Here is a 24,004-nt window from a genome sequence, read left to right on the forward strand (position 1 = left end):
CCTGAAGGGACAGGCGAAGGCGCTTGGGTGTGTAAATCGAGAAGTTTGGCAGTAGCTGCGAGCCCGCTCGGGGCTCCTGGGATAGGAAAGAAAGCGTCCGGCGCACGGCGTTAAAGCGTGAGACCGATGGACTGCGCCCTCTCTGGGCGGCAAATGCAGAAGACATGGCTGCACCTTTTGGTTTTTATTATTTTTTGATGTCATACGTTGTCGTATGACTGGATATCATCACCTCTACCCCATGTTGTCAACGCAGTTGTTCCGCGACTCCCCGGGAATACGACGAACAGGGTTGGGTAAAAAGCTCGAATTCGGATTTCCTTGCTGATCCAAACGGCGAGACCCTTTTAATCGCGGCAATAAAAAACCCCCTGGATTCAGGGGGTTAGTTCGGTCAGCGGGCCAGGCTCCAACCGTCAGGCTGGAAGACTACTGTGCCGCCGCGCCACGCAGTTATTCAACCGTTACCGATTTTGCCAGGTTACGCGGCTGGTCCACGTCGGTGCCCTTGAGCACGGCCACGTAGTAGGACAACAACTGCAGCGGGATCGTGTAAAGGATCGGCGACAGGATGTCGTGGATATGTGGCATGTGCACCACGTGGGTACCTTCGCCATTAGTCATGCCAGCCTTCTCGTCCGCGAAAACCACCAACTGGCCGCCACGGGCGCGCACTTCCTGCAGGTTGGACTTGAGCTTTTCCAACAGCTCGTTGTTCGGCGCCACGGTGACGACTGGCATGTCGTTATCCACAAGCGCGAGCGGGCCGTGCTTGAGTTCACCCGCCGGGTAGGCCTCGGCGTGAATGTAGGAGATTTCCTTGAGCTTCAAGGCCCCCTCCATCGCCACCGGGAATTGGGCGCCACGACCCAGGAACAGGGTGTGGTTCTTCTCGGCGAACAGCTCGGCGATTTTCTCGACGGTGCTGTCCATCGCCAAGGCTTCGCCCAGGCGAGCCGGCAAGCGGCGCAGCTCTTCTACAAGCTTGGCCTCGACGCCTTCCGCCAACGTGCCGCGCACCTGGCCCAGGGACAGGGTCAGCAACAGCAGGCCCACCAGTTGCGTGGTGAACGCCTTGGTCGACGCCACGCCGATTTCACGACCGGCCTGGGTCAGCAGCGTCAGGTCGGACTCACGCACCAGCGAGCTGATGCCGACGTTGCAGATTGCGAGGCTGGCGAGGAAACCCAACTCCTTGGCGTTGCGCAGGGCGGCCAGGGTGTCAGCGGTTTCGCCCGATTGAGAGATGGTCACGAACAGGGTGTCGGGCTGCACGACCACCTTGCGGTAGCGGAACTCACTGGCGACCTCGACCTGGCACGGGATACCGGCCAGCTCTTCCAGCCAGTAACGCGCAACCATGCCGGCGTGGTAACTGGTGCCGCAAGCAACGATCTGTACATTGCGAACCTTGGCGAAGAGCTCGGCTGCCTGGGGGCCAAAGGCCTGGACCAGCACTTGTTCCTGGCTCAGGCGACCTTCGAGGGTGCGCTGCACAACGGCCGGTTGCTCATGGATTTCCTTGAGCATGTAATGGCGGAACTCGCCTTTGTCGGCGGCTTCGGCGCCGTCGCGGTACTGCACGGTTTCACGCTCGACGCTTTTGCCATTGAGGTCCCAGATCTGCACGCTGTCGCGGCGAATCTCGGCGATATCGCCCTCTTCCAGGTACATAAAGCGGTCAGTGACCTGGCGCAGCGCCAGTTGGTCGGACGCCAGGAAGTTTTCGCCAAGACCCAGGCCGATGACCAACGGGCTGCCGCTGCGCGCCGCGACCAGGCGATCCGGTTGTTTGGCGCTGATCACCGCCAGGCCATAAGCACCATGGAGTTCCTTGACCGTGGCCTTGAGCGCCACGGTCAGGTCCGCCAGATCCTTGAGCTTGTGGCTGAGCAAATGGGCGATGACTTCGGTGTCGGTGTCCGAGGTGAACACATAGCCGAGTGCCTTGAGCTGTTCGCGCAAGGCTTCATAGTTCTCGATGATGCCGTTGTGCACCACCGCCAGGTCGCCGGAAAAATGCGGATGGGCGTTACGCTCACACGGCGCGCCATGGGTGGCCCAGCGGGTGTGGGCGATGCCTAGGCGACCGATCAACGGCTCAGCGTCCAGCGCTCGTTCCAGCTCGCTGACCTTGCCCGGACGACGCATGCGTTCGAGCGTCTCATCATTGGTGAACACCGCCACGCCGGCACTGTCGTAGCCGCGATATTCGAGACGCTTGAGGCCTTCAAGCAGGATGGCCGTGATGTTGCGTTCAGCAACGGCGCCGACAATTCCACACATGCTATTTCTCCTGGCTGACAGACGCGCAGATGACATTGATGCCGCGGGCCTGGATCTGATCGCGTGCCTCCACGGGCAAGCGTTCATCGGTAATTAAGGTATGGACGCTGCTCCACGGCAGTTCCAGATTGGGGATCTTGCGGCCGATCTTGTCGGCCTCCACCATCACGATCACTTCGCGGGCGACCTCAGCCATTACCCGGCTCAGGCCCAGCAGTTCGTTGAAAGTGGTTGTGCCACGCGCCAGATCGATACCGTCGGCACCGATGAACAACTGGTCGAAGTCATAGGAACGCAGCACTTGCTCGGCGACTTGGCCCTGAAAAGACTCGGAATGCGGATCCCAGGTACCGCCGGTCATCAACAACACCGGCTCATGCTCCAGCTCGCTCAAGGCATTGGCGACATGCAGGGAATTGGTCATCACCACCAGCCCCGGCTGATTGCCAAGTTGAGGGATCATGGCGGCAGTGGTGCTGCCACTGTCGATGATGATGCGCGCATGTTCGCGGATCCGCTTCACGGCGGCCCGGGCAATGGCTTGTTTGTACTTGGAAACGGCCTGGGCGTTATCGGCCACCAGTTCCTGCGGCATCGGCACTGCGCCACCGTAGCGACGCAGCAGCAGACCGTTGGTTTCCAACGCGGCCAAATCCTTGCGAATCGTAACTTCGGAGGTTTCGAAGCGCTTGGCCAATTCATCCACGCTGACTTCGCCCTGCTCCTGAAGCAAGGCAAGGATATTGTGGCGACGCTGTGGTGTGTTGCGCTTTGACATGGCGGCTTAAGTTTCGATTCGAAAGATAACGTAAGCAATCAAAACCTATTGAAGCGATGTCGTCAAGGCGCCAGCAGAAAAATTCAGAAATTACGCGGCACTGTGGGAGCGAGCCTGCTCGCGAAAGGGTGCGTCAGTAAAAACACTATGGACTGACGCTCCGCATTCGCGAGCAGGCTCGCTCCCACAGACGGGATTGTGGATAACTTCAGGGCTTCTTGATCTTCTCCGGTCGCTTCCAGCCATCGATATTGCGCTGGCGCGCCCGGGCCACAGCCAATTGGCCGTTATCCACATTCTGAGTAAGGGTCGAACCTGCCGCCGTGGTTGCACCGCTGGAGATATCCACAGGCGCCACCAAGGAATTGTTGGAGCCAATGAAGACGTCTTCACCCAGCACGGTTTTCCACTTGTTGGCGCCGTCGTAGTTGCAGGTGATGGTACCGGCGCCAATGTTAGTGCGAGCGCCAACTTCAGCGTCACCCAGATAGGTCAGGTGTCCGGCCTTGGCGCCCTCGCCCATGTGGGCATTCTTCAGCTCGACGAAGTTACCCACATGCGCTCGGGCTTCCAGCACGGTACCGGGACGCAGGCGCGCAAACGGACCGGCATCACTGCCCTCTCCCATGACGGCGCCGTCAAGATGGCTGTTGGCCTTGACCACCACGCCTTTGCGCAGGGTGCTGTCCTTGATGACGCAGTTAGGGCCGATGACCACGTCGTCTTCGATGACAACCTTGCCTTCGAGAATGACGTTGATGTCGATGACCACATCGCGACCCACGCTGACTTCACCACGTACGTCAAAACGCGCCGGGTCGCGCAGGGTCACGCCTTGAGCCATCAGACGGCGAGATGTACGCAATTGGTAGTGGCGCTCCAGCTCGGCGAGTTGCCGGCGATCGTTTGCGCCCTGCACTTCCATGGCATCAAGCGGCTGCTCGGTGGCGACCACCAGCCCATCGGCAACGGCCATGGCAATCACGTCGGTCAGGTAGTACTCGCCTTGGGCATTGTTGTTCGACAGACGACTCATCCAATCGCCGAGGCGCTCAGCCGGCACCGCGAGAATGCCGGTATTGCCTTCGGTGATCGCGCGCTGGGCTTCGTTGGCGTCCTTCTGCTCGACAATCGCCGTGACTTGGCCTTCAGCATTGCGCACGATGCGGCCGTATCCGGTCGGATCATCCAGCTCGACCGTCAACAGACCTAGCTGCTGTGGCGCAACATGCTTGAGCAAGCGCTGCAACGTTTCGACTTCGATCAGCGGCACGTCGCCGTAGAGAATCAGCACCGTGTCAGCCGTGATGAACGGCACGGCCTGGGCCACCGCATGGCCGGTGCCGAGTTGCTTGTCTTGCAGGACAAAATTCAGATCATCCGCCGCCAGCTGTTCCCGCACCGCATCGGCACCATGGCCGATCACCACGTGGATGCGCTGTGGATCAAGTTGCCTCGCGCTGTGGATAACATGACCAAGCATGGAATTACCGGCGACCGGGTGCAACACCTTGGGCAACGCCGAACGCATGCGGGTGCCCTGACCGGCCGCGAGAATAACGATTTCGAGAGACATGACTGGCTACCAATCCTGGGTGGTCAGCGGCTGTGACCAGATGATGAATGTCGGAAAAAGAAAAAAGGGTAGCCGAGGCTACCCTTTTTAATCAATCGCACAGGAAGCAGACGGCTTAGCCGCCGAACTTCTTGCGGATCTGCTGGACGGTACGCAGCTGGGCTGCGGCCTCGGCCAGACGTGCGGCAGCAGAACCGTAATCGAAGTCCGCGCCTTTTTCATGCAGAGCCTTCTCGGCGGCCTTGACGGCCTCCTGAGCAGAGGCTTCGTCCAGGTCGGCAGCACGTTGCACGGTGTCGGCAAGAACCTTGACCATGTTCGGCTGAACCTCGAGGAAACCACCGGAGATGTAGAACACCTCCCTGTCCCCGCCCTGCTTGGTCAGAGTAATCGGACCTGGCTTCAAGCTGGTGATCAGCGGTGCGTGACCCAGGGCGATACCAAGATCACCCAGCTCACCGTGCGCAACCACAAACTCGACCAGACCGGAGAAGATTTCCCCTTCCGCACTGACGATATCGCAATGGACTGTCATAGCCATCTGATTGCCTCAACCTAAATTAGCGCCCGTTTCCGGGCGCCGGGATTACAGTTTCTTGGCTTTCTCGATCGCTTCTTCGATGCCGCCGACCATGTAGAACGCTTGTTCTGGCAGGTGGTCGTAGTCACCGTTGAGGATGCCTTTGAAGCCAGCAATGGTGTCTTTCAGGGAAACGTATTTGCCCGAGGCACCGGTGAAGACTTCAGCCACGAAGAACGGTTGCGACAAGAAGCGCTGGATCTTACGAGCACGGTTTACCAACTGCTTGTCGGCTTCCGACAGCTCGTCCATACCCAGGATCGCGATGATGTCCTTCAGCTCTTTGTAGCGCTGCAGCACGTACTGGACGCCGCGAGCGGTGTCGTAGTGCTCCTGGCCGATCACGTTCGGGTCCAGCTGGCGCGAAGTCGAGTCCAGTGGATCTACCGCTGGGTAGATACCCAGGGAAGCGATGTCACGGGACAGAACGACAGTGGCGTCCAAGTGAGCGAAGGTGGTCGCTGGCGACGGGTCGGTCAAGTCGTCCGCTGGTACGTATACCGCCTGGATCGAGGTGATCGAACCTTGCTTGGTCGAAGTGATGCGCTCTTGCAGCACGCCCATCTCTTCAGCCAGGGTCGGCTGGTAACCTACTGCCGAAGGCATACGGCCCAGCAGTGCGGATACTTCGGTACCGGCCAGGGTGTAACGGTAGATGTTGTCGACGAACAGCAGAACGTCGTTACCTTCGTCACGGAACTTCTCGGCCATGGTCAGGCCGGTCAGGGCTACGCGCAGACGGTTTCCCGGCGGCTCGTTCATCTGGCCGTAGACCAGTGCCACTTTGTCCAGAACGTTGGAATCCTTCATCTCGTGGTAGAAGTCGTTACCCTCACGAGTACGCTCACCCACACCGGCGAACACGGAATAACCGCTGTGCTCGATGGCGATGTTACGGATCAGTTCCATCATGTTTACGGTCTTGCCTACACCGGCACCACCGAACAGACCGACTTTACCGCCCTTGGCGAACGGGCAAACCAGGTCGATAACCTTGATGCCGGTTTCCAGCAGCTCGTTGCCACCAGCCTGTTCAGCGAAGGTTGGCGCAGGACGGTGAATGCCCCAGCGCTCTTCGGTGTCGATCGGGCCAGCTTCGTCGATCGGGTTGCCCAGTACGTCCATGATCCGGCCCAGGGTCGCTTTACCGACCGGTACGGAGATGGCTGCGCCAGTGTTGTTGACGTCCAGACCGCGCTTCAAGCCTTCGGTGGAGCCCATCGCAATGGTACGAACCACGCCGTCGCCCAGCTGCTGCTGAACTTCCAGGGTGGTTTCGGCGCCTTGAACCTTCAAGGCGTCGTAGATGCTCGGTACGCTGTCGCGTGGGAATTCCACGTCGATAACGGCGCCGATGATTTGAACGATACGTCCGCTACTCATAGCTGGATCCTCTGAATATTTGAACCGTTAAACCGCGGCAGCGCCGCCGACGATTTCCGAGATCTCTTGGGTGATCGCAGCCTGACGCGCCTTGTTGTAGATCAGCTGCAAATCGCTGATCAAATCACCGGCGTTGTCGGTAGCGTTCTTCATCGCGATCATCCGCGCCGCTTGTTCAGCTGCGTTGTTCTCGACCACCGCCTGGTAGACCTGCGACTCCACGTAGCGGACCATCAAGCCGTCAAGCAGCTCCTTGGCATCCGGTTCGTAGAGATAGTCCCAGTGGTGCTTGAGTTCATGTTCCGGGGTCGCCACCAGTGGAATCAACTGCTCCACGGTCGGCTGTTGCGTCATGGTGTTGATGAACTTGTTGGATACCACGGACAGGCGGTCGATCCGGCCTTCCAGGTAAGCATCCAGCATCACCTTGACGCTGCCGATCAGGTCATTGATCGACGGTTCTTCACCCAGGTGGCTGATAGCAGCGACGACGTTACCGCCGAAGTTGCGGAAGAAAGCCGCACCCTTGCTACCGACCACGCACAGATCGATCTCGACGCCTTGTTCGCGGTTTACCGCCATGTCCTTGACCAGGGCCTTGAACAGGTTGGTGTTCAAGCCACCGCACAGACCACGGTCACTGCTCACCACAACGTAACCGACGCGCTTGACGGCGCGGTCGATCATGAACGGGTGGCGGTATTCCGGGTTGGCGTTGGCCAGATGACCAATCACCTGGCGGATGCGCTCCGCATAAGGACGGCTAGCAGCCATGCGCATTTGTGCCTTGCGCATTTTGCTGACCGCCACTTTTTCCATGGCGCTGGTAATCTTTTGCGTGCTTTTGATGCTCGCAATCTTACTGCGAATCTCTTTTGCGCCTGCCATGTAACACCTATCAGGTTAGCAAGCGGGAGCCTTGCGGCTCCCGCTGCGGCTTACCAGGTTTGGGTGGCCTTGAACTTCTCGATACCGGCTTTCAGGCCAGCGTCGATTTCGTCATTGAAGTCACCTTTAACGTTGATCTTGGCCATCAAATCGGCGTGATCGCGGTTGAAGAAAGCAATCAGCGCTTGTTCGAAGCTGCCGATCTTGGCGATTTCAATGTCAGTCAGGAACCCACGCTCAGCGGCATACAGCGACAGCGCCATGTCAGCGATCGACATCGGCGCGTATTGCTTCTGCTTCATCAGCTCGGTAACGCGCTGACCATGCTCAAGTTGCTTACGGGTCGCTTCGTCCAGGTCAGAAGCGAACTGGGCGAATGCCGCCAGTTCACGGTACTGGGCCAGGGCGGTACGGATACCACCGGACAGCTTCTTGATGATCTTGGTCTGAGCGGCACCACCCACACGGGATACCGAAACACCAGCGTTAACTGCAGGGCGGATGCCCGAGTTGAACATGGCCGATTCCAGGAAGATCTGACCGTCGGTGATGGAAATCACGTTGGTCGGAACGAACGCGGAAACGTCGCCAGCCTGGGTTTCGATGATCGGCAGAGCGGTCAGGGAACCGGTCTTGCCAGTCACGGCGCCGTTGGTGAACTTCTCGACGTACTCTTCCGAAACGCGGGATGCGCGCTCCAGCAGACGGGAGTGGAGATAGAACACGTCGCCTGGGTAGGCTTCACGGCCTGGTGGACGGCGCAGCAGCAGGGAAATCTGGCGGTAGGCCACTGCTTGCTTGGACAGATCGTCATAAACGATCAGCGCGTCTTCACCGCGGTCGCGGAAGTATTCGCCCATGGTGCAACCGGAGTACGGTGCCAGGAACTGCAGGGCAGCCGATTCGGAGGCGCTGGCGGCAACGATGATGGTGTTGGCCAGTGCACCGTTCTCTTCCAGCTTGCGAACCACGTTGGCGATGGTCGATTGCTTCTGACCGATTGCCACGTAGACGCAGAAGATACCGCTGTTCTTCTGGTTGATGATCGCGTCGATCGCCAGAGCGGTCTTACCGATCTGACGGTCACCGATGATCAGCTCACGCTGGCCACGGCCGACTGGGATCATGGCATCGACAGCCTTGTAGCCAGTCTGTACAGGCTGGTCTACCGACTTACGCCAGATCACGCCTGGAGCAACTTTCTCGACCGCATCGGTCTCGGTGTTGTTCAGCGGACCTTTGCCGTCAACTGGGTTACCCAGTGCGTCGACTACGCGACCCAGCAGTTCCTTACCGACTGGAACTTCGAGGATGCGGCCGGTGCACTTGGCGCTCATGCCTTCAGCCAGAGTCGTGTACGCGCCCAATACCACGGCACCTACAGAGTCTTGCTCCAGGTTGAGGGCCATACCGTAGACGCCGCCCGGAAACTCGATCATCTCGCCGTACATGACGTCGGCCAGACCGTGAATCCGCACGATGCCGTCAGATACGCTGACGACAGTGCCTTCGTTACGGGCTTGGGAGGTCACATCGAGCTTTTCGATGCGGCCCTTGATAATTTCACTTATTTCGGAAGGATTGAGTTGCTGCATTGCTCTGCTGCCCCTTCAAACTCAAGATTTCAATGCTTCGGCAAGTTTCGCGATTTTGCCGCGAATCGAGCCATCGATAACCAGGTCGCCGGCGCGGATTACAACGCCCCCTATGAGGGACTTGTCTTCCTCGACTTGCAGGCGCACTTCCCGGTTGAGTCGTGCACTGAGAACCTTGGCGAGTTTGTCTTGCTGTTCTTGGTTCAATGCAAAAGCACTGGTCACTTCCACGTCTACCGACTTCTCTTGCTCGGCCTTGTACAGGTCGAACAGAGCGGCAATCTCCGGCAGAAGCGGGAGACGGTCGTTTTCGGCAACGACGTGAATGAAATTCTGTGCCTTGGCATCGAACTTGTCGCCGCACACGTCAATGAACGTGGCGGCCTTTTCTGCGCTCGTCAGTCGCGGGGCCTTGAGCACGCGCTGCATGGTGTCGTCTTGCGACACCGCTGCTGCCAGGCCGAGCATGGCTGACCAATTGGCCAGTTGCTGGTGGGCCTGAGCGTGCTCGAAGGCCGCCTTAGCGTAAGGTCGGGCCAACGTGGTCAGTTCTGCCATGATCGCCCTCGCTTAGATTTCAGCAGCCAGTTGGTTTACCAGCTCTGCGTGCGCGTTTTGATCGATTGTGGCACCCAGGATCTTCGAAGCACCGCCAACGGCCAGGCTACCCACTTGGGCACGCAGCGCGTCTTTGACACTGTTGAGTTCCTGTTCGATCTCGGCTTGAGCCTGAGCCTTCACACGGTCAGCTTCGACGCGAGCCTGTTCACGGGCTTCGTCGACAATCTGGGTACCGCGTTTCTTGGCTTGCTCGATGATTTCAGCTGCCTGAGCTTTCGCTTCGCGCAGTTGCTGACCCACTTTCTCATGGGCCAACTCCAGGTCGCGAGCTGCACGGCTGGCAGCGTCCAGACCATCAGCGATCTTCTTTTGACGTTCGTGCAATGCCGCAATGACCGGAGGCCATACGAACTTCATGCAGAACAGTACAAAAATCAGGAACGCAACGGACTGGCCAATCAGGGTCGCATTAATGTTCACGCCAACACCTCGCAGTTACGTTGTCCATCACACCAATCTACTCGAGACATCCGAGTAATTAGCCAGCGATTTGACCAACGAACGGGTTCGCAAAGGTGAAGAACAGAGCGATACCAACACCGATCATGGTTACGGCGTCGAGCAGACCGGCAACGATGAACATCTTGACTTGCAGCATTGGGACCATTTCTGGCTGACGCGCTGCGCCTTCCAGGAACTTGCCGCCCAGCAGGCCGAAACCAATTGCGGTACCCAGTGCGCCCAGGCCGATCAACAGTGCAACAGCGATAGCGGTTAGACCAACTACAGTTTCCATCTTTCCTCCCGACTTTTACGTCGTATGGTTTAGGTTTTTTAGATTAAAGCGGTAAAACAAATCGTTTCTCAGCCCGTACCGGGCTCCTTCCCGTGTGACCGGGAAGGACATCAGACTAGTCGAGACTGGCCTTAATGGTTTTCTTCGTGCGCCATCGACAGGTAGACGATGGTCAGCATCATGAAGATGAACGCCTGCAAGGTGATGATCAGGATGTGGAACACAGCCCACGCCCATTGCAGCACCACGCCCAGGCCGCTGAGCCAGAGCAGGCCGCTGCCGAACATCACAGCGATCAGGATGAACACCAGCTCGCCGGCATACATGTTGCCGAACAGACGCAGTGCCAGAGAGATTGGCTTGGCGATCAGGGTCACGAATTCCAACAGGAAGTTCACCGGGATCAGCAGGGCCTGAACCAGGATGTTCTTGCTGCCGAACGGGTGCAGGGTCAGTTCGCCGATGAAACCGCCGATGCCCTTGACCTTGATGCTATAGAAAATAATCAGCGCGAAAACCGAGAACGCCATGCCCAGGGTCGCGTTCGGGTCGGTAGTCGACACGGCGCGGAATGGGATGTGGTGGTCACCGGAGATCAGGATGGCCAGCTGAGGAATCCAGTCGACCGGTACCAGGTCGACGGCGTTCATCAGGAACACCCAGACGAAGATGGTCAGTGCCAGCGGTGCGATTACCGGGCTACGGCCATGGAAGCTGTCTTTCACGCTGCCATCGACGAATTCGACCAATACTTCAACGAAGTTCTGCAGTGCACCAGGCTGACCGGAAGTCGCCTTCTTTGCCGCCATGCGGAAAAGAAGAACGAAGATCAGACCCAACGCGACCGACCAGCCGAGGGTATCGACGTGGAAAGCCCAGAAGCCCATTTCTTTAGCTTCTGCTGCGGTGTGAGCAAAGCCCCAGCCGCCATTGGGTAGCTGACCGAAGGTCAGGTTCTGCAAGTGGTGCTGGATATAGCCCGAAGCGGTTGTCTCTGCCATGGTTGCCTCAAACGCCCTAAGGTCTCGAAAGTCTTGTTCTCATTAGCAGGGGAGCGAACCAACTGACCATCTGGGTCAGCAGGAACACGCCGAATACAGCCAGCGGCGCCAGTGGCTTCACACCTGCGAACGTCAGTGCAAACAGCACTGCCGTCAAAATCAATTTCCCCGCCTCGCCAGCATAAAAAGACCGGACGATGGCTTGGGCTGCTCGGGCGCCGGAAAACCGAAAGGCCCTGTGAGCAAAGTAAATATTGGGAAGCAAGGCTATCAGGCCTCCGCAAAGACCCGAGTATCCGGCGACGACTCCTTTCCATTGCCAGAGCGCCAACGCGGCGATCAGGACAACGACGAACTGGGCCATCAAAACCGGGAAAACTGCCAGGCGATGGAACGGCAAGCGGTTTGGCGTGCGTGTTTCCATCGCTTTTGCTCTCCAATGGTCGGCTGCCTGAATTCACTAACTTGGCATAATTTGTGCCGACAAAATGCGCGCAGAGTATAGGGGCGGTTCTGCCCCTATTCAACCTTCAGGTAGTGATTTCCGACTGCGCGCTACAAGGGCAATTGTTTCAGCGAATGTGTGCAAGGACACCTTGCAGCTCGTCGAGAGAGTTATAGCCGATCACCAACTGCCCCTTGCCCTTCTTTCCGTGGCGAATCTGCACCGCAGAGCCTAGGCGCTCGGCCAGGCGCTGTTCCAGGCGAGCGATATCCGGGTCAGGTTTTGGCGCCTCGACAGGGGCCGGTTTACCGCTCAACCACTGACGAACCAGTGCCTCGGTTTGGCGCACGGTCAGACCGCGTGCGACAACATGTCGCGCCCCTTCAACCTGTTGATTTTCCGGTAAACCGAGCAATGCCCGGGCATGACCCATTTCCAGGTCGCCATGGGACAGCATGGTCTTGATGACTTCAGGCAAGGCAATCAACCGCAGCAGGTTGGCGACCGTTACCCGGGACTTGCCCACTGCTTCGGCCACTTGCTGCTGGGTCAGTTGGAATTCCTGCTGCAGGCGCTGCAGGGCCACGGCCTCTTCCACCGGGTTGAGGTCTTCGCGCTGGATGTTTTCGATCAACGCCATGGCAATGGCCGCTTCGTCCGGCACATCGCGGACCATCGCCGGGATGGTTTCCTGACCCGCCTGCTGGCTGGCGCGCCAGCGGCGTTCGCCGGCGATGATCTCGAAACGCCCATTGGCGATCGGCCGGACTACGATCGGCTGCATCACACCCTGGCTCTTGATCGATTGCGCCAGTTCTTCCAGCGCTTGCGGGTCCATGTCCCGGCGTGGCTGGTACTTGCCTCGCTGGATCAGGTCCAGCGGCAAATGTTGCAGTTCGCGCTGATCGACCTGAACGGCCTGCTCTTCCAGCGAACTGACAGTCGGACCGCTGAGCAGCGCATCCAGTCCACGTCCGAGACCTCGTTTCTTGACGGCCATGGGGTTTCCTTAAGTTGGCTGGGCTGCAGCGATGCGTGGTTGGCGGCGCTGACGGCGAACCATCTCGCCCGCCAGGGCCAGGTAGGCCAGCGCACCACGGGATTGTTTATCGTAGGCCAACGCCGGCATGCCGTAGCTCGGCGCTTCGGCCAGGCGAATGTTCCGCGGTATGACCGTGTCGTACAGCTGCTCGCCGAAATGCTCCTTGAGCTGAGCCGATACGTCGTTCATCAGGCTGAGGCGCGGGTCATACATGGTCCGCAATAACCCTTCGACTTTCAGCTCCGGGTTCAGCAACTCGGCAATGCGCTTGATGTTATCCACAAGGTCGCTCAGCCCTTCGAGGGCAAAGTACTCGCACTGCATGGGGATAATCACCCCATCGGCGGCCACCAAGGCGTTGAGCGTCAACATCGACAGCGACGGCGGGCAGTCGATCAGGATGTAGTCGTAATTCTCGCGGACCGGCGCCAGCGCGCTGCGCAGGCGGCTTTCCTTCATCTGCATTTCCAGCAGGACCACTTCAGCCGCAGTCAGGTCGCGGTTGGCCGGCAGCAATTGATAACCGCCATGCTCGGAGAAATGCATGGCCTGGCCCAGATCGCATTCGCCGATCAGGACGTCGTAGATGGAGTTCTCCAAGCCATGTTTATCCACACCGCTACCCATGGTGGCGTTGCCCTGTGGATCGAGATCGATCAACAGCACCCGGCGCTTGGTCGCGACCAGGGATGCTGCGAGGTTGATACAGGTGGTGGTCTTGCCCACACCACCCTTCTGGTTCGCTATCGCGAATACCTTAGCCATTCTTGCTTGTGTTCCCAATCATGCCGTGCGGCGCAGTATCAGCAGATGGCGTTGGCCTTGGCAACCGGGTACGGCCAAGGCGTGTTCGCTATCGAGGTGGAAGTCTGCCGGCAATGCTACCAGCTCATCGGCCGGATGAACGCCCTTCATTGCCAGCCACCGCGTATTGGTATCGCCCAAGTGGCGAGTCCAATTGCTGAAGTTCTCCATGCTGCTGAACGCCCGGGAAATGATCCCGTTGAACGGCTCAGCCGGCTGGAACGCTTCGACGCGGCTGTGGATAACTTGCAGGTTATCCAGTTTCAGTTCAAGTTTGACCTGGGTCAGGAAGCGAGTTTTCTTGCCGTTGCTGTCCAGGCAGGTCACTTGCGAGTCGGGAAACAGGATCGCCAGCGGGATACCGGGCATGCCGCCGCCACTGCCAACGTCCAGCCAACGTCCGTTCTCGATGAAGGAGATTACGCTGAGGCTGTCGAGCAAATGCCGCGAAACCATTTCATCCGGATCGCGCACCGCGGTCAGGTTGTAGGCCTTGTTCCATTTGATCAACAGCGCCAGGTAAGCCAGCAATTGCGCGTGCTGGGCTTCGGTCAGGATGACGCCGAGCTGACGGGTACCTGTGGATAACTCTTCAGCGTGTTGCGAGGTGACCATCGAACTCAAGCGCTTTGCTCCAACTGGCGGCCCGCGCCGCGTTTTTTCAAATGAATCATCAACAGCGAAATCGCCGCCGGGGTGACACCAGGGATGCGCGATGCCTGGCCCAGGGTTTCTGGACGCGTTGCGCCGAGCTTGCTCTGGATTTCTTTCGACAACCCGGAAATGCCGGTGTAATCGATATCCACAGGCAGCTTGGTGTCTTCGCTGGCGCGTAAACGGGCGATTTCATCCTGCTGCCGATCGATGTAACCGGCGTATTTGGTCTTGATCTCGACCTGTTCGGCGACCTGTGGGTCTTCCGCACCCTGGCCAGTTACCTCCACCAACCCGACATAGTCGATTTCCGGACGGCTCAACAGGTTGAGCAGGTTGTATTCATGGGTCAGCGGCGTGCCGAATTTTGCCGCAATGGCATCGCCCTGCTCGGTACCCGGACGAACCCAGGTACTTTTCAGGCGCTGCTCTTCCAGCTCGATATTCTCGCGTTTCTTGCAGAACGCGGCCCAGCGCGCGTCATCCACCAGACCCAACTCGCGGCCTTTCTCGGTAAGGCGCAGGTCGGCGTTGTCTTCACGCAGGATCAGGCGATATTCGGCACGGGACGTAAACATCCGATACGGTTCCTGGGTACCCAGGGTAATCAGGTCGTCCACGAGCACACCGATGTATGCCTCATCGCGACGCGGGCACCAACTGTCTTTGCCCTGGGCACGCAGGGCCGCGTTGGCACCAGCCAGCAATCCTTGGGCGCCGGCTTCTTCGTAACCGGTAGTGCCGTTGATTTGCCCAGCGAAGAACAGACCACCAATAGCTTTGGTTTCCAGGCTGTACTTCAGATCGCGCGGATCGAAGTAGTCGTACTCGATCGCATACCCCGGACGCATGATGTGCGCGTTTTCCATGCCACGGATCGATTGCACGATCTGCAATTGCACGTCGAACGGCAGGCTTGTGGATATCCCGTTCGGATACAGCTCATGAGTGGTCAAACCTTCCGGCTCGATGAACACCTGATGGCTTTCCTTGTCGGCAAAGCGATGGATCTTGTCTTCGATCGACGGGCAATAGCGCGGGCCGACACCTTCGATTTCACCGGCAGCGGAATACATCGGCGAACGATCGAGGTTCGCCGCGATGATTTCGTGGGTGCGGGCGTTGGTATGGGTAATCCAGCAACTGACTTGCCGTGGATGCTGTTCCTTGTTGCCCATGAATGACATCACTGGGATCGGCGTATCGCCAGGCTGCTCGGTCATCACCGAGAAATCCACGGATTTGCCGTCGATGCGCGGTGGCGTACCGGTTTTGAGACGCCCGACACGCAATGGCAACTCACGCAGACGGTGAGCCAGAGCAATCGATGGCGGATCACCCGCGCGACCACCGGAAAAATTCTGCAAACCAATGTGGATAAGTCCACCGAGGAAGGTCCCTGTGGTCAACACCACGGAATCGGCGAAGAAACGCAGGCCCATTTGTGTGACGACACCACGTACCTGGTCCTGCTCGACGATCAGATCATCGGCTGCTTGTTGAAATATCCACAGGTTCGGTTGGTTTTCCAGGATCTCGCGGACCGCGGCCTTGTACAGCACTCGGTCGGCCTGTGCGCGGGTAGCGCGCACCGCTGGGCCTTTGCGGCTGTTCAACACGCGAAACTGGATGCCGCCTTTATCAGTGGCGATGGCCATCGCGCCGCCAAGGGCATCGATTTCCTTGACCAAATGGCTTTTGCCGATGCCACCAATGGCGGGGTTGCAGCTCATGGCGCCGAGGGTTTCCACGTTATGCGTCAACAACAGGGTTTTCGCGCCCATGCGTGCTGATGCAAGTGCTGCCTCGGTACCGGCATGACCGCCGCCGATGACGATCACTTCAAAACGGGAAGGGAAATCCACCACGCACCTCGTGCCTGCTTTATTCAGGTAATTCGGAAATAGGTATTGAGTCTGGTCCTGGGGCGTTTTTCGAGCCAGGTCGGCAAGTATAGGGACTTCGCCCTTTCTAAAGAACCCTTTGCACAAAATTTAACCAGCTGTGGAGAACTCGCGGTTAAAAAAATAAAAAAGAAAGAAATTTATAAAATCTTTGTTTTTATGTTTATTCTTACTGCCCACCCTTTCTGTGGATAAACATCTGCGTGCCTTGATTTACGCTATGTACAGAGATTGGAAACCCTGTGGTCATGTACCCGGGAGGGGCTTGGATAACCGGTGTAAGCCTGTGGATGAATGGGATGGTTATCCACAGAGGCGGTTATCTCCAGTTTTGAGGGCCGCTTATCAACTGACCTCAATGGCAGTTATTCACAGAGCTTAATCCACAAAAAACAGCCGCCAGGGGTCAGCCGCAGCGCCCACAGGCAAGCCGCCATCAAGGGCAATCGATCAATGAAAAAAGAGGAAGAACCGGGTTTGTGTTGTGCTCGATAGGTTTACGAGAACAAACCCGGTTGGAAAGGCTGGGCTATTTACCGATGCAGAAGCTGGAGAAGATTCGACCCAGCAAGTCATCTGAGCTGAAGGCGCCGGTGATCTCACCGAGGGAATGTTGTGCCTGCCGAAGGTCTTCGGCCAACAACTCACCCGCCCCTGCCAAGGTCAGCTGCGCGCGGCCATGCTCCAGGGCGGCGCTGGCGTGGCGTAGCGCTTCAAGGTGCCTGCGGCGGGCACTGAAGCTGCTCTCCGACGTCTGTTCATAACCCATGCAGGCCTTGAGGTGGTCGCGCAGCAATTCCAGTCCCTCGCCCGCCGACTTTGCGCTGAGGCTGATAGTCACGTGGCCATCTTCGCTGACTTCAAGCGCAATCGCTTCTCCGGTCAGGTCGGCCTTGTTGCGGATCAGGGTGACTTTCGCTGGATCCGGGCGTACTTCGAGGAATTCCGGCCATAAGGCAAAAGGATCGTCCGCCTCCGGCGCGGTGGCATCCACCACCAGCAATACTCGGTCGGCTTCGCTGATGGCCTTGAGTGCTCGTTCGACACCGATTTTTTCCACCTGGTCATCGGTGTCGCGCAGTCCTGCGGTATCCACCACATGCAGCGGCATGCCATCAATGTGGATATGTTCGCGCAATATATCCCGCGTGGTGCCGGCGATTTCGGTGACTATCGCAGCCTCTCGACCGGCCAATGCGTTGAGCAAACTGGACTTGCCTGCGTTAGGGCGTCCGGCAATCACCACGGTCATTCCATCACGCAACAAGGCACCCTGCCCGGCCTCGCGCAGTACTGTGGATAATTCATCACGGACCTTATCAAGCATATTCAGCACGTGGCCATCGGCAAGAAAGTCGATTTCCTCTTCCGGAAAGTCGATCGCGGCCTCGACGTAGATCCGCAGGCCAATCAATTGTTCGGTGAGATTATGCACACGCTGGGAAAAGGCTCCTTGCAAGGAACGCAACGCGTTGCGGGCAGCCTGTGAAGAACTGGCTTCGATCAAGTCGGCAATCGCTTCGGCCTGGGCCAGGTCGAGCTTGTCGTTAAGGAATGCGCGTTCGCTGAATTCTCCCGGCCGGGCCAGGCGGCAGCCCAGTTCAAGGCAACGTTTGAGCAGCATGTCCAGGACAACCGGGCCGCCATGTCCCTGCAATTCCAATACATCTTCGCCGGTGAACGAATTGGGCCCTGGAAAATACAAGGCGAGCCCTTCATCAAGCACCTGCTGCTGCGAATCGAAAAAAGGGCCGTAATGAGCAAACCGCGGCTTGAGTTCACGACCGCTGATTGCCTTGGCCGCGACACCGGCCAGGGGCCCCGAAATACGGACGATGCCGACACCACCGCGCCCTTGGGCGGTGGCAACGGCGGCGATAGTTTCACGCGGTGTACTCATAAACCGGTATCCAGACAAAAGTGGCAGATAGCAAAACGCCCCACTAGGGGGCGTTTTGTGTGGTTATCCACAGAGCAAGTTACGCCTCGGCTTTTTTCGTAGCCGCTTCGATCTTACGCGTGATGTACCACTGCTGGGTGATCGACAGCACGTTGTTCACAACCCAGTACAGCACAAGACCCGCCGGGAACCAGAGGAAGAAGAAGGTGAAGATGATCGGCATCATCTTCATGACCTTCGCCTGCATCGGATCCGGAGGCGTTGGGTTCAGTCGCTGTTGGATGAACATGGTCGCGCCCATGATGATCGGCAGGATGAAGAACGGATCCTTGATCGACAGGTCGGTTATCCACAGCATGAACGGTGCCTGACGCATCTCCACGCTTTCCAGCAGAACCCAATACAGCGACAGGAACACCGGCATTTGCACAAGAATCGGCAAGCAACCACCCAGCGGGTTGATCTTCTCCTTCTTGTACAGCTCCATCATGGCCTGGGACATTTTCTGCCGGTCATCGCCATGTTGTTCTTTCAAGGCGGCCAGTTTCGGTGCCACTGCACGCATACGCGCCATGGATTTGTAGCTGGCGGCCGACAGTGGGAAGAAGATCCCCTTGATCAGCATGGTCAGGAAAATGATCGACCAGCCCCAGTTACCCACGATGCTGTGGATATGTTGCAGCAGCCAGAAAATCGGCTGGGCGATGAACCACAGGAAACCGTAGTCGACGGTCAGTTCCAGGCCTGGGGACAACTCTTTCAGTACCGCCTGGCTTTTCGGGCCAGCGTAGAGAATGGCACTGGTTTCGGCCTTGGCACCTGGCGCAGCGGTCAACGCCGGGCCGGTGTAACCGATAATGTAGTTGCCTTTACTGTCTTTACGCGTCTGGACGATATTGCTCTCGCCTTTCTGCGGGACCCAAGCAGTTACAAAATAATGCTGCAGCCAGGCAACCCAGCCACCTTGGACGGTTTCTTTCAGCTGAGCCTTGTCCATGTCTTTCATGGACACTTTTTTGTACGGCTCCGAACTTGTCCACAGGGCAGCACCCAGATAGGTCGCGGTGCCAGTGGCGGTGCTGGAAGATGGATCGGAGCTGGCGTCACGCTTGAGCTGGGCAAACATCGCGCCAGACCAGGTCTGGGCACTCTGGTTGTCGATCAGGTAGGACACGGTTACGTCATACAGGCCACGCTTGAGCGTGAAACGCTTGATGTAGTTGACGCTGTCCTTGCTGAACTTCAGGTCTACGACCAGTTGATCCTGGCCATCAGCCAGTTGATAAACCTTCTTCTCGGCGGAATAAACCGGACGACCGGCCGGGCTTGCATCCGGACCGTTGGCCCCGATCAAGCCACTTTGTGCCAGATAGGTACGTTCGTTGCCGTTATCGAACAACTGGAACGGGATTTCCGGATGATCCTGACGGCGCGGATACAACGGCAGCTTCAATTGAGCGACGTCGCCGCCTTGTGGATCGATCGCCAGCTCGAGCACGTCGGTCTTGATCTGGATAAGATCCTTGCTCGCAGCCACAGGCGCTTCGGCTGGAGCACTGGTATCGCTTGCCGCGCGTGGGACATCGTCATTGCTGGCGGTGTTATTGCCAGCCGTCGTGTCCGGCAGGCTCGGTGCGGTATTGCTGGCTGCAACATTCTGAGTCGGCAGGGCAGCCTGGCCATAGTCCTGGTTCCATTTAAGGACCATGACGTAGGACACGATTGCCAGGGCGACGATCAGGATCGTGCGTTTGATATCCATGATTACTCGGCCATCGAAGAAGAACGGGAGGTAGGGATAGGCGGAACCGGGTCATAACCGCCGGGATTCCACGGATGACAGCGACCTAAACGACGAAAGGTCAGCCAGCCACCGCGCAGGAGGCCATGATTTTCTATGGCTTCGTACGCGTAGCAGGAACAACTGGGGTAGAAACGACAGTGACTGGCCATCAAAGGACTAATGGCGTAGCGATAAAACTGGATCGGAACGAGTGCCAGTTTACGCATCGTGACTGTCTACCCCTACAGTTTCGGTGTTGACTGCTGGTACCGGCTTATTACGGGCCAGTCGCTTCCAGAGCTTGCCGAAATGCTGAATCAATTCGGGGTTTTCTACGTCACCCAAACCTTTGCGCGCGACGATAACTATGTCCCAGCCGACCAGTGAATCCTGGTTCAGGCGAAACGATTCGCGCATCAGACGTTTGAGGCGATTGCGCTGAACGGAGAGCTTGACGCTCTTTTTCCCGATAACCAGCCCGAGTCGGGGGTGATCGAGATCGTTGCTGCGCGCAAGGAGCAGGAGATTTTTCCCCGGAACCTTGCCGGTAGGGGAGTCAAAGACTGCCTTGAAATGCCGGGGTGTAAGCAGACGCTTTTCCCGACTGAAGTCCTGACTCACCTCCAGTGCCGGATTATCAAACTGCCAGACGCGCACGACCTTTGGCGCGACGACGCGACAGGACGGCACGACCGTTCTTGGTAGCCATGCGAGCACGGAAACCGTGGGTACGAGCGCGTTTGATAGTGCTTGGTTGGAAAGTACGTTTCATGTCGTGTTACCTGGTTCGTCCACAACGGGCCGGAATGGCCCCCGTTTTAAGAGACCGGGGATTCTAGAGAAAGCAAGCCTCTAGGTCAATTTCCAACCAGCGTTTCCTTTAAATAGATGTCCAGGCGCTTTCGGCTGATTCGTCACACAGCGCTAGATATAGAAATAAAGAAGGGAATTATTTAAAGCTTTTCTGTAAAGCTTATAAAAGCAAGGTCGGCACCTATCTGTGGATAACTGCTAGGAGGCCTTGTAATCCGCCATGTACAGAGAATGACAACTACGCGGGAAAGCAGTGTTCAGCCTGTGCTGCGCTGTCGGATAAGCTGTGGGTGGAATGGCCATTTACCCACAGACGGTTTATCCACTGAGTTGACCCCCCACTTGTGCAACGACCTCAGGCCGGGTTATCCACAGAGCTTATCCACCGACCGCCCGTCGCCTTTCGTTCACCTAAAACATTGATAAATCATTGTCGACCGACAAGCCGCATGTGGATAAGTGAGCGACTGATCGCTACAATGGCCGCTTGTTTTTGCCTCACCGGCTTTCAACTTAGGGGATGTCCGTGTCAGTGGAACTTTGGCAGCAGTGCGTGGAGCTTTTGCGCGATGAGCTGCCTGCCCAACAATTCAACACTTGGATCCGTCCGCTACAGGTCGAAGCCGAAGGCGACGAATTGCGCGTCTATGCGCCAAACCGTTTCGTCCTAGACTGGGTGAATGAAAAATACCTGGGCCGGGTCATGGAACTGCTCGACGAGCATGGCAATGGCATGGCGCCTGCGCTGTCCTTATTAATAGGCAGCAAGCGCAGCTCGGCACCCCGCGCCGCGCCCAATGCGCCGCTGGCTGCTGCCGCAGCTTCCCAGGCCCAGCAGGCAGCCCCGGCACCGGTCAACAACCATGCCGCCCCGGCGCCCACGCCCGCCCCGAGCAAACGCAACGCGCAAAAGGTTGCCGAAGTCAGCGAAGAGCCCTCTCGGGACAGCTTCGACCCAATGGCCGGCGCCAGCTCCCAGCAGGCACCGGTGCGGGCCGAACAGCGCACCGTCCAGGTCGAAGGCGCCCTCAAGCACACCAGCTACCTGAACCGGACGTTTACCTTCGAGAATTTCGTCGAAGGTAAATCCAACCAGTTGGCTCGCGCGGCGGCCTGGCAGGTGGCGGACAACCCCAAGCACGGCTACAACCCGCTCTTCCTGTATGGCGGCGTTGGCTTGGGTAAGACCCACTTGATGCACGCGGTGGGCAACCATCTATTAAAGAAGAATCCGAATGCCAAGGTCGTCTACTTGCATTCCGAGCGTTTCGTGGCCGACATGGTCAAGGCCTTGCAACTGAACGCGATCAACGAGTTCAAGCGTTTCTACCGTTCGGTGGACGCCTTGCTGATCGATGACATTCAGTTCTTCGCCCGCAAGGAACGCTCCCAGGAAGAGTTTTTCCACACCTTCAACGCATTGCTTGAAGGCGGGCAGCAGGTCATCCTCACCAGCGACCGTTACCCGAAGGAGATCGAAGGCCTCGAGGAACGCCTCAAGTCACGCTTCGGTTGGGGCCTGACGGTTGCCGTCGAGCCGCCGGAGCTGGAAACCCGCGTCGCGATCCTGATGAAGAAGGCCGACCAAGCCAAGGTCGAACTGCCTCATGACGCCGCGTTCTTTATTGCACAGCGTATTCGCTCGAACGTGCGTGAACTCGAAGGCGCCCTCAAGCGGGTGATCGCTCACTCGCACTTCATGGGACGCGATATCACCATCGAGCTCATCCGTGAATCCTTGAAAGACTTGTTGGCGCTGCAGGACAAGCTGGTATCTGTGGATAACATTCAGCGTACCGTTGCTGAATACTACAAGATCAAGATTTCCGACCTGCTGTCCAAACGCCGTTCGCGTTCGGTAGCTCGTCCGCGCCAAGTGGCCATGGCCCTGTCCAAGGAACTGACCAACCACAGCCTGCCGGAAATCGGTGATGTGTTTGGCGGACGCGACCACACCACCGTGCTGCACGCCTGCCGCAAGATCAACGAACTTAAGGAATCCGACGCGGACATCCGCGAGGACTACAAGAACCTGCTGCGTACACTGACCACTTGATGACCAATAGCGCAGCTTATTAAGGCAAGGGACTAGACCATGCATTTCACCATTCAACGCGAAGCCCTGTTGAAACCCCTGCAACTGGTCGCGGGCGTCGTCGAACGCCGCCAGACCTTGCCGGTACTTTCCAACGTGCTGCTGGTTGTCGAAGGCCAGCAATTGTCGCTGACCGGTACCGATCTGGAAGTCGAACTGGTCGGTCGTGTGCAACTTGAGGAACCGGCCGATCCGGGTTCCATCACCGTGCCGGCGCGCAAGCTGATGGACATCTGCAAGAGCCTGCCCAACGATGCGCTGATCGACATCAAGGTCGATGAGCAGAAGCTCGTGGTCAAGGCCGGTCGCAGCCGCTTCACCCTGTCCACCTTGCCCGCCAACGATTTCCCAACTGTGGAAGAAGGCCCGGGTTCGCTGACCTGCAGCCTGGACCAGAGCAAATTGCGTCGCCTGATCGAACGCACCAGCTTCGCCATGGCCCAGCAGGACGTACGTTACTACCTCAACGGCATGCTCCTGGAAGTGTCTGCCGGCGTTATCCGTGCTGTTGCCACTGATGGTCACCGCCTGGCCATGTGCTCGATGCAGGCCGATATCGGTCAGCCGGATCGCCACCAGGTGATCGTGCCGCGCAAAGGTATCCTGGAGCTGGCCCGCCTGCTGACCGAGCCCGACGGCAACGTCAGCATCGTGCTGGGTCAGCACCACATCCGCGCCACGACCGGAGAATTCACCTTCACTTCGAAACTGGTGGACGGCAAGTTCCCTGATTACGAGCGCGTGCTGCCCAAAGGTGGCGACAAGCTGGTGCTGGGCGATCGTCAGGCCTTGCGCGAAGCCTTCAGCCGTACCGCGATCCTCTCCAACGAGAAGTACCGTGGCATTCGCCTGCAACTGGCCAATGGTCAGCTGAAGATCCAGGCAAATAACCCGGAGCAGGAAGAAGCGGAAGAAGAAGTGGGCGTTGAGTACAACGGCGGCTCCCTGGAAATCGGTTTCAACGTCAGCTACCTGCTCGACGTGCTGGGTGTAATGACCACCGAGCAGGTTCGTCTGATCCTGTCCGATTCCAACAGCAGTGCGCTGGTGCAGGAGTCCGACAACGACGATTCGGCTTACGTTGTCATGCCGATGCGTCTGTAATCATGCTCAGCAGAAG

At 58.0% G+C, this 24,004-nt stretch carries 23 protein-coding genes; 2 read left to right on the top strand and 21 right to left on the bottom strand.

The window, feature by feature from the left end:
- Positions 1 to 453: 453 nt before the first annotated feature.
- The 21 genes from glmS to rpmH all read right to left on the bottom strand — a co-directional run bounded on the left by glmS (position 454) and on the right by rpmH (position 20,748).
- Complete coding sequence (glmS, locus tag FHK92_RS05260; protein WP_181287153.1) at positions 454 to 2,286, bottom strand: glutamine--fructose-6-phosphate transaminase (isomerizing); 1,833 nt, start codon at positions 2,284 to 2,286, stop codon at positions 454 to 456.
- Position 2,287: 1 nt separating this feature from the next.
- A complete protein-coding gene (locus FHK92_RS05265) occupies positions 2,288 to 3,064 on the bottom strand; it encodes a DeoR/GlpR family DNA-binding transcription regulator (RefSeq protein WP_181287154.1) in 777 nt (258 codons plus the stop codon).
- 208 nt (positions 3,065 to 3,272) lie between these two features.
- Positions 3,273 to 4,640, bottom strand: coding sequence for a bifunctional UDP-N-acetylglucosamine diphosphorylase/glucosamine-1-phosphate N-acetyltransferase GlmU (glmU, locus tag FHK92_RS05270; protein WP_181287155.1), 1,368 nt, complete (start codon positions 4,638 to 4,640; stop codon positions 3,273 to 3,275).
- Between the two features lie 115 nt (positions 4,641 to 4,755).
- Positions 4,756 to 5,181 carry a F0F1 ATP synthase subunit epsilon gene (locus FHK92_RS05275; protein WP_030139035.1) on the bottom strand — a complete coding sequence of 142 codons (426 nt, stop codon included), beginning with the start codon at positions 5,179 to 5,181 and terminating at the stop codon, positions 4,756 to 4,758.
- A gap of 45 nt (positions 5,182 to 5,226) precedes the next feature.
- Complete coding sequence (gene atpD, locus FHK92_RS05280) at positions 5,227 to 6,603, bottom strand: F0F1 ATP synthase subunit beta (protein WP_003187186.1); 1,377 nt, start codon at positions 6,601 to 6,603, stop codon at positions 5,227 to 5,229.
- Between the two features lie 27 nt (positions 6,604 to 6,630).
- On the bottom strand, positions 6,631 to 7,491 hold the full coding sequence (atpG, locus tag FHK92_RS05285; RefSeq protein ID WP_181287156.1) for a F0F1 ATP synthase subunit gamma: 861 nt from the start codon (positions 7,489 to 7,491) through the stop codon (positions 6,631 to 6,633).
- 50 nt (positions 7,492 to 7,541) lie between these two features.
- The gene (gene atpA / locus FHK92_RS05290) at positions 7,542 to 9,086 is read right to left on the bottom strand and encodes a F0F1 ATP synthase subunit alpha (protein ID WP_024777788.1); all 1,545 of its coding nucleotides are present in this window, start codon (positions 9,084 to 9,086) and stop codon (positions 7,542 to 7,544) included.
- Positions 9,087 to 9,107: 21 nt separating this feature from the next.
- Positions 9,108 to 9,644: a F0F1 ATP synthase subunit delta gene (locus tag FHK92_RS05295; RefSeq protein ID WP_003187192.1), complete on the bottom strand. Its 537-nt coding sequence runs from the start codon at positions 9,642 to 9,644 to the stop codon at positions 9,108 to 9,110.
- A 12-nt stretch (positions 9,645 to 9,656) separates the two neighbouring features.
- Positions 9,657 to 10,127, bottom strand: coding sequence for a F0F1 ATP synthase subunit B (locus FHK92_RS05300; protein WP_030139033.1), 471 nt, complete (start codon positions 10,125 to 10,127; stop codon positions 9,657 to 9,659).
- Positions 10,128 to 10,185: 58 nt separating this feature from the next.
- Positions 10,186 to 10,443 (bottom strand): F0F1 ATP synthase subunit C, encoded by a 258-nt coding sequence (atpE, locus tag FHK92_RS05305; RefSeq protein ID WP_003097235.1) that lies wholly within the window; start codon positions 10,441 to 10,443, stop codon positions 10,186 to 10,188.
- A gap of 131 nt (positions 10,444 to 10,574) precedes the next feature.
- Positions 10,575 to 11,444, bottom strand: a complete 870-nt coding sequence (gene atpB / locus FHK92_RS05310) for a F0F1 ATP synthase subunit A (protein ID WP_003207096.1) — start codon at positions 11,442 to 11,444, stop codon at positions 10,575 to 10,577.
- A gap of 16 nt (positions 11,445 to 11,460) precedes the next feature.
- Positions 11,461 to 11,868, bottom strand: a complete 408-nt coding sequence (locus tag FHK92_RS05315) for a F0F1 ATP synthase subunit I (RefSeq protein WP_039593179.1) — start codon at positions 11,866 to 11,868, stop codon at positions 11,461 to 11,463.
- A 148-nt stretch (positions 11,869 to 12,016) separates the two neighbouring features.
- Positions 12,017 to 12,889, bottom strand: coding sequence for a ParB/RepB/Spo0J family partition protein (locus FHK92_RS05320; RefSeq protein ID WP_181287157.1), 873 nt, complete (start codon positions 12,887 to 12,889; stop codon positions 12,017 to 12,019).
- A gap of 9 nt (positions 12,890 to 12,898) precedes the next feature.
- Complete coding sequence (locus FHK92_RS05325; RefSeq protein ID WP_030139029.1) at positions 12,899 to 13,696, bottom strand: ParA family protein; 798 nt, start codon at positions 13,694 to 13,696, stop codon at positions 12,899 to 12,901.
- A gap of 18 nt (positions 13,697 to 13,714) precedes the next feature.
- Entirely contained in the window at positions 13,715 to 14,350 is a 636-nt protein-coding gene (rsmG, locus tag FHK92_RS05330) for a 16S rRNA (guanine(527)-N(7))-methyltransferase RsmG (protein ID WP_181287183.1), read from the bottom strand.
- Positions 14,351 to 14,355: 5 nt separating this feature from the next.
- Entirely contained in the window at positions 14,356 to 16,254 is a 1,899-nt protein-coding gene (gene mnmG, locus FHK92_RS05335; RefSeq protein WP_181287158.1) for a tRNA uridine-5-carboxymethylaminomethyl(34) synthesis enzyme MnmG, read from the bottom strand.
- Between the two features lie 568 nt (positions 16,255 to 16,822).
- Positions 16,823 to 18,193 carry a tRNA uridine-5-carboxymethylaminomethyl(34) synthesis GTPase MnmE gene (mnmE, locus tag FHK92_RS05340; protein WP_181287159.1) on the bottom strand — a complete coding sequence of 457 codons (1,371 nt, stop codon included), beginning with the start codon at positions 18,191 to 18,193 and terminating at the stop codon, positions 16,823 to 16,825.
- 79 nt (positions 18,194 to 18,272) lie between these two features.
- On the bottom strand, positions 18,273 to 19,955 hold the full coding sequence (gene yidC / locus FHK92_RS05345) for a membrane protein insertase YidC (RefSeq protein WP_181287160.1): 1,683 nt from the start codon (positions 19,953 to 19,955) through the stop codon (positions 18,273 to 18,275).
- Between the two features lie 2 nt (positions 19,956 to 19,957).
- Entirely contained in the window at positions 19,958 to 20,203 is a 246-nt protein-coding gene (gene yidD, locus FHK92_RS05350) for a membrane protein insertion efficiency factor YidD (RefSeq protein ID WP_010465488.1), read from the bottom strand.
- Positions 20,196 to 20,597 carry a ribonuclease P protein component gene (rnpA, locus tag FHK92_RS05355; protein WP_030139024.1) on the bottom strand — a complete coding sequence of 134 codons (402 nt, stop codon included), beginning with the start codon at positions 20,595 to 20,597 and terminating at the stop codon, positions 20,196 to 20,198. Before rnpA ends, yidD begins: the two co-directional genes overlap by 8 nt.
- 16 nt (positions 20,598 to 20,613) lie before the next feature.
- Positions 20,614 to 20,748: a 50S ribosomal protein L34 gene (gene rpmH / locus FHK92_RS05360; protein WP_003213577.1), complete on the bottom strand. Its 135-nt coding sequence runs from the start codon at positions 20,746 to 20,748 to the stop codon at positions 20,614 to 20,616.
- A 567-nt stretch (positions 20,749 to 21,315) separates the two neighbouring features.
- Here rpmH and dnaA point away from each other — a divergent pair.
- Positions 21,316 to 22,845, top strand: coding sequence for a chromosomal replication initiator protein DnaA (gene dnaA / locus FHK92_RS05365; RefSeq protein ID WP_181287161.1), 1,530 nt, complete (start codon positions 21,316 to 21,318; stop codon positions 22,843 to 22,845).
- A 39-nt stretch (positions 22,846 to 22,884) separates the two neighbouring features.
- The gene (gene dnaN / locus FHK92_RS05370) at positions 22,885 to 23,988 is read left to right on the top strand and encodes a DNA polymerase III subunit beta (RefSeq protein WP_003196145.1); all 1,104 of its coding nucleotides are present in this window, start codon (positions 22,885 to 22,887) and stop codon (positions 23,986 to 23,988) included.
- The last annotated feature ends 16 nt before the right edge of the window (positions 23,989 to 24,004 follow it).

Origin of the sequence: Pseudomonas brassicacearum subsp. neoaurantiaca (genome assembly GCF_013608025.1) — a bacterium.
Classification (GTDB): domain Bacteria; phylum Pseudomonadota; class Gammaproteobacteria; order Pseudomonadales; family Pseudomonadaceae; genus Aquipseudomonas.

What these genes read in the sequence shown, in the direction of transcription:
- FHK92_RS05295 (WP_003187192.1), bottom strand. Translation starts at nt 9,644, where the DNA reads ATGGCAGAACTGACCACGTTGGCCCGACCTTACGCTAAGGCGGCCTTC.
- atpB (WP_003207096.1), bottom strand. Translation starts at nt 11,444, where the DNA reads ATGGCAGAGACAACCGCTTCGGGCTATATCCAGCACCACTTGCAGAAC.
- atpG (WP_181287156.1), bottom strand. Translation starts at nt 7,491, where the DNA reads ATGGCAGGCGCAAAAGAGATTCGCAGTAAGATTGCGAGCATCAAAAGC.
- yidD (WP_010465488.1), bottom strand. Translation starts at nt 20,203, where the DNA reads ATGCGTAAACTGGCACTCGTTCCGATCCAGTTTTATCGCTACGCCATT.
- FHK92_RS05320 (WP_181287157.1), bottom strand. Translation starts at nt 12,889, where the DNA reads ATGGCCGTCAAGAAACGAGGTCTCGGACGTGGACTGGATGCGCTGCTC.
- glmU (WP_181287155.1), bottom strand. Translation starts at nt 4,640, where the DNA reads ATGTCTCTCGAAATCGTTATTCTCGCGGCCGGTCAGGGCACCCGCATG.
- FHK92_RS05265 (WP_181287154.1), bottom strand. Translation starts at nt 3,064, where the DNA reads ATGTCAAAGCGCAACACACCACAGCGTCGCCACAATATCCTTGCCTTG.
- atpE (WP_003097235.1), bottom strand. Translation starts at nt 10,443, where the DNA reads ATGGAAACTGTAGTTGGTCTAACCGCTATCGCTGTTGCACTGTTGATC.
- FHK92_RS05275 (WP_030139035.1), bottom strand. Translation starts at nt 5,181, where the DNA reads ATGGCTATGACAGTCCATTGCGATATCGTCAGTGCGGAAGGGGAAATC.
- FHK92_RS05325 (WP_030139029.1), bottom strand. Translation starts at nt 13,696, where the DNA reads ATGGCTAAGGTATTCGCGATAGCGAACCAGAAGGGTGGTGTGGGCAAG.
- FHK92_RS05315 (WP_039593179.1), bottom strand. Translation starts at nt 11,868, where the DNA reads ATGGAAACACGCACGCCAAACCGCTTGCCGTTCCATCGCCTGGCAGTT.
- glmS (WP_181287153.1), bottom strand. Translation starts at nt 2,286, where the DNA reads ATGTGTGGAATTGTCGGCGCCGTTGCTGAACGCAACATCACGGCCATC.
- dnaN (WP_003196145.1), top strand. Translation starts at nt 22,885, where the DNA reads ATGCATTTCACCATTCAACGCGAAGCCCTGTTGAAACCCCTGCAACTG.
- mnmE (WP_181287159.1), bottom strand. Translation starts at nt 18,193, where the DNA reads ATGAGTACACCGCGTGAAACTATCGCCGCCGTTGCCACCGCCCAAGGG.
- yidC (WP_181287160.1), bottom strand. Translation starts at nt 19,955, where the DNA reads ATGGATATCAAACGCACGATCCTGATCGTCGCCCTGGCAATCGTGTCC.
- atpA (WP_024777788.1), bottom strand. Translation starts at nt 9,086, where the DNA reads ATGCAGCAACTCAATCCTTCCGAAATAAGTGAAATTATCAAGGGCCGC.
- rsmG (WP_181287183.1), bottom strand. Translation starts at nt 14,350, where the DNA reads ATGGTCACCTCGCAACACGCTGAAGAGTTATCCACAGGTACCCGTCAG.
- atpD (WP_003187186.1), bottom strand. Translation starts at nt 6,603, where the DNA reads ATGAGTAGCGGACGTATCGTTCAAATCATCGGCGCCGTTATCGACGTG.
- rpmH (WP_003213577.1), bottom strand. Translation starts at nt 20,748, where the DNA reads ATGAAACGTACTTTCCAACCAAGCACTATCAAACGCGCTCGTACCCAC.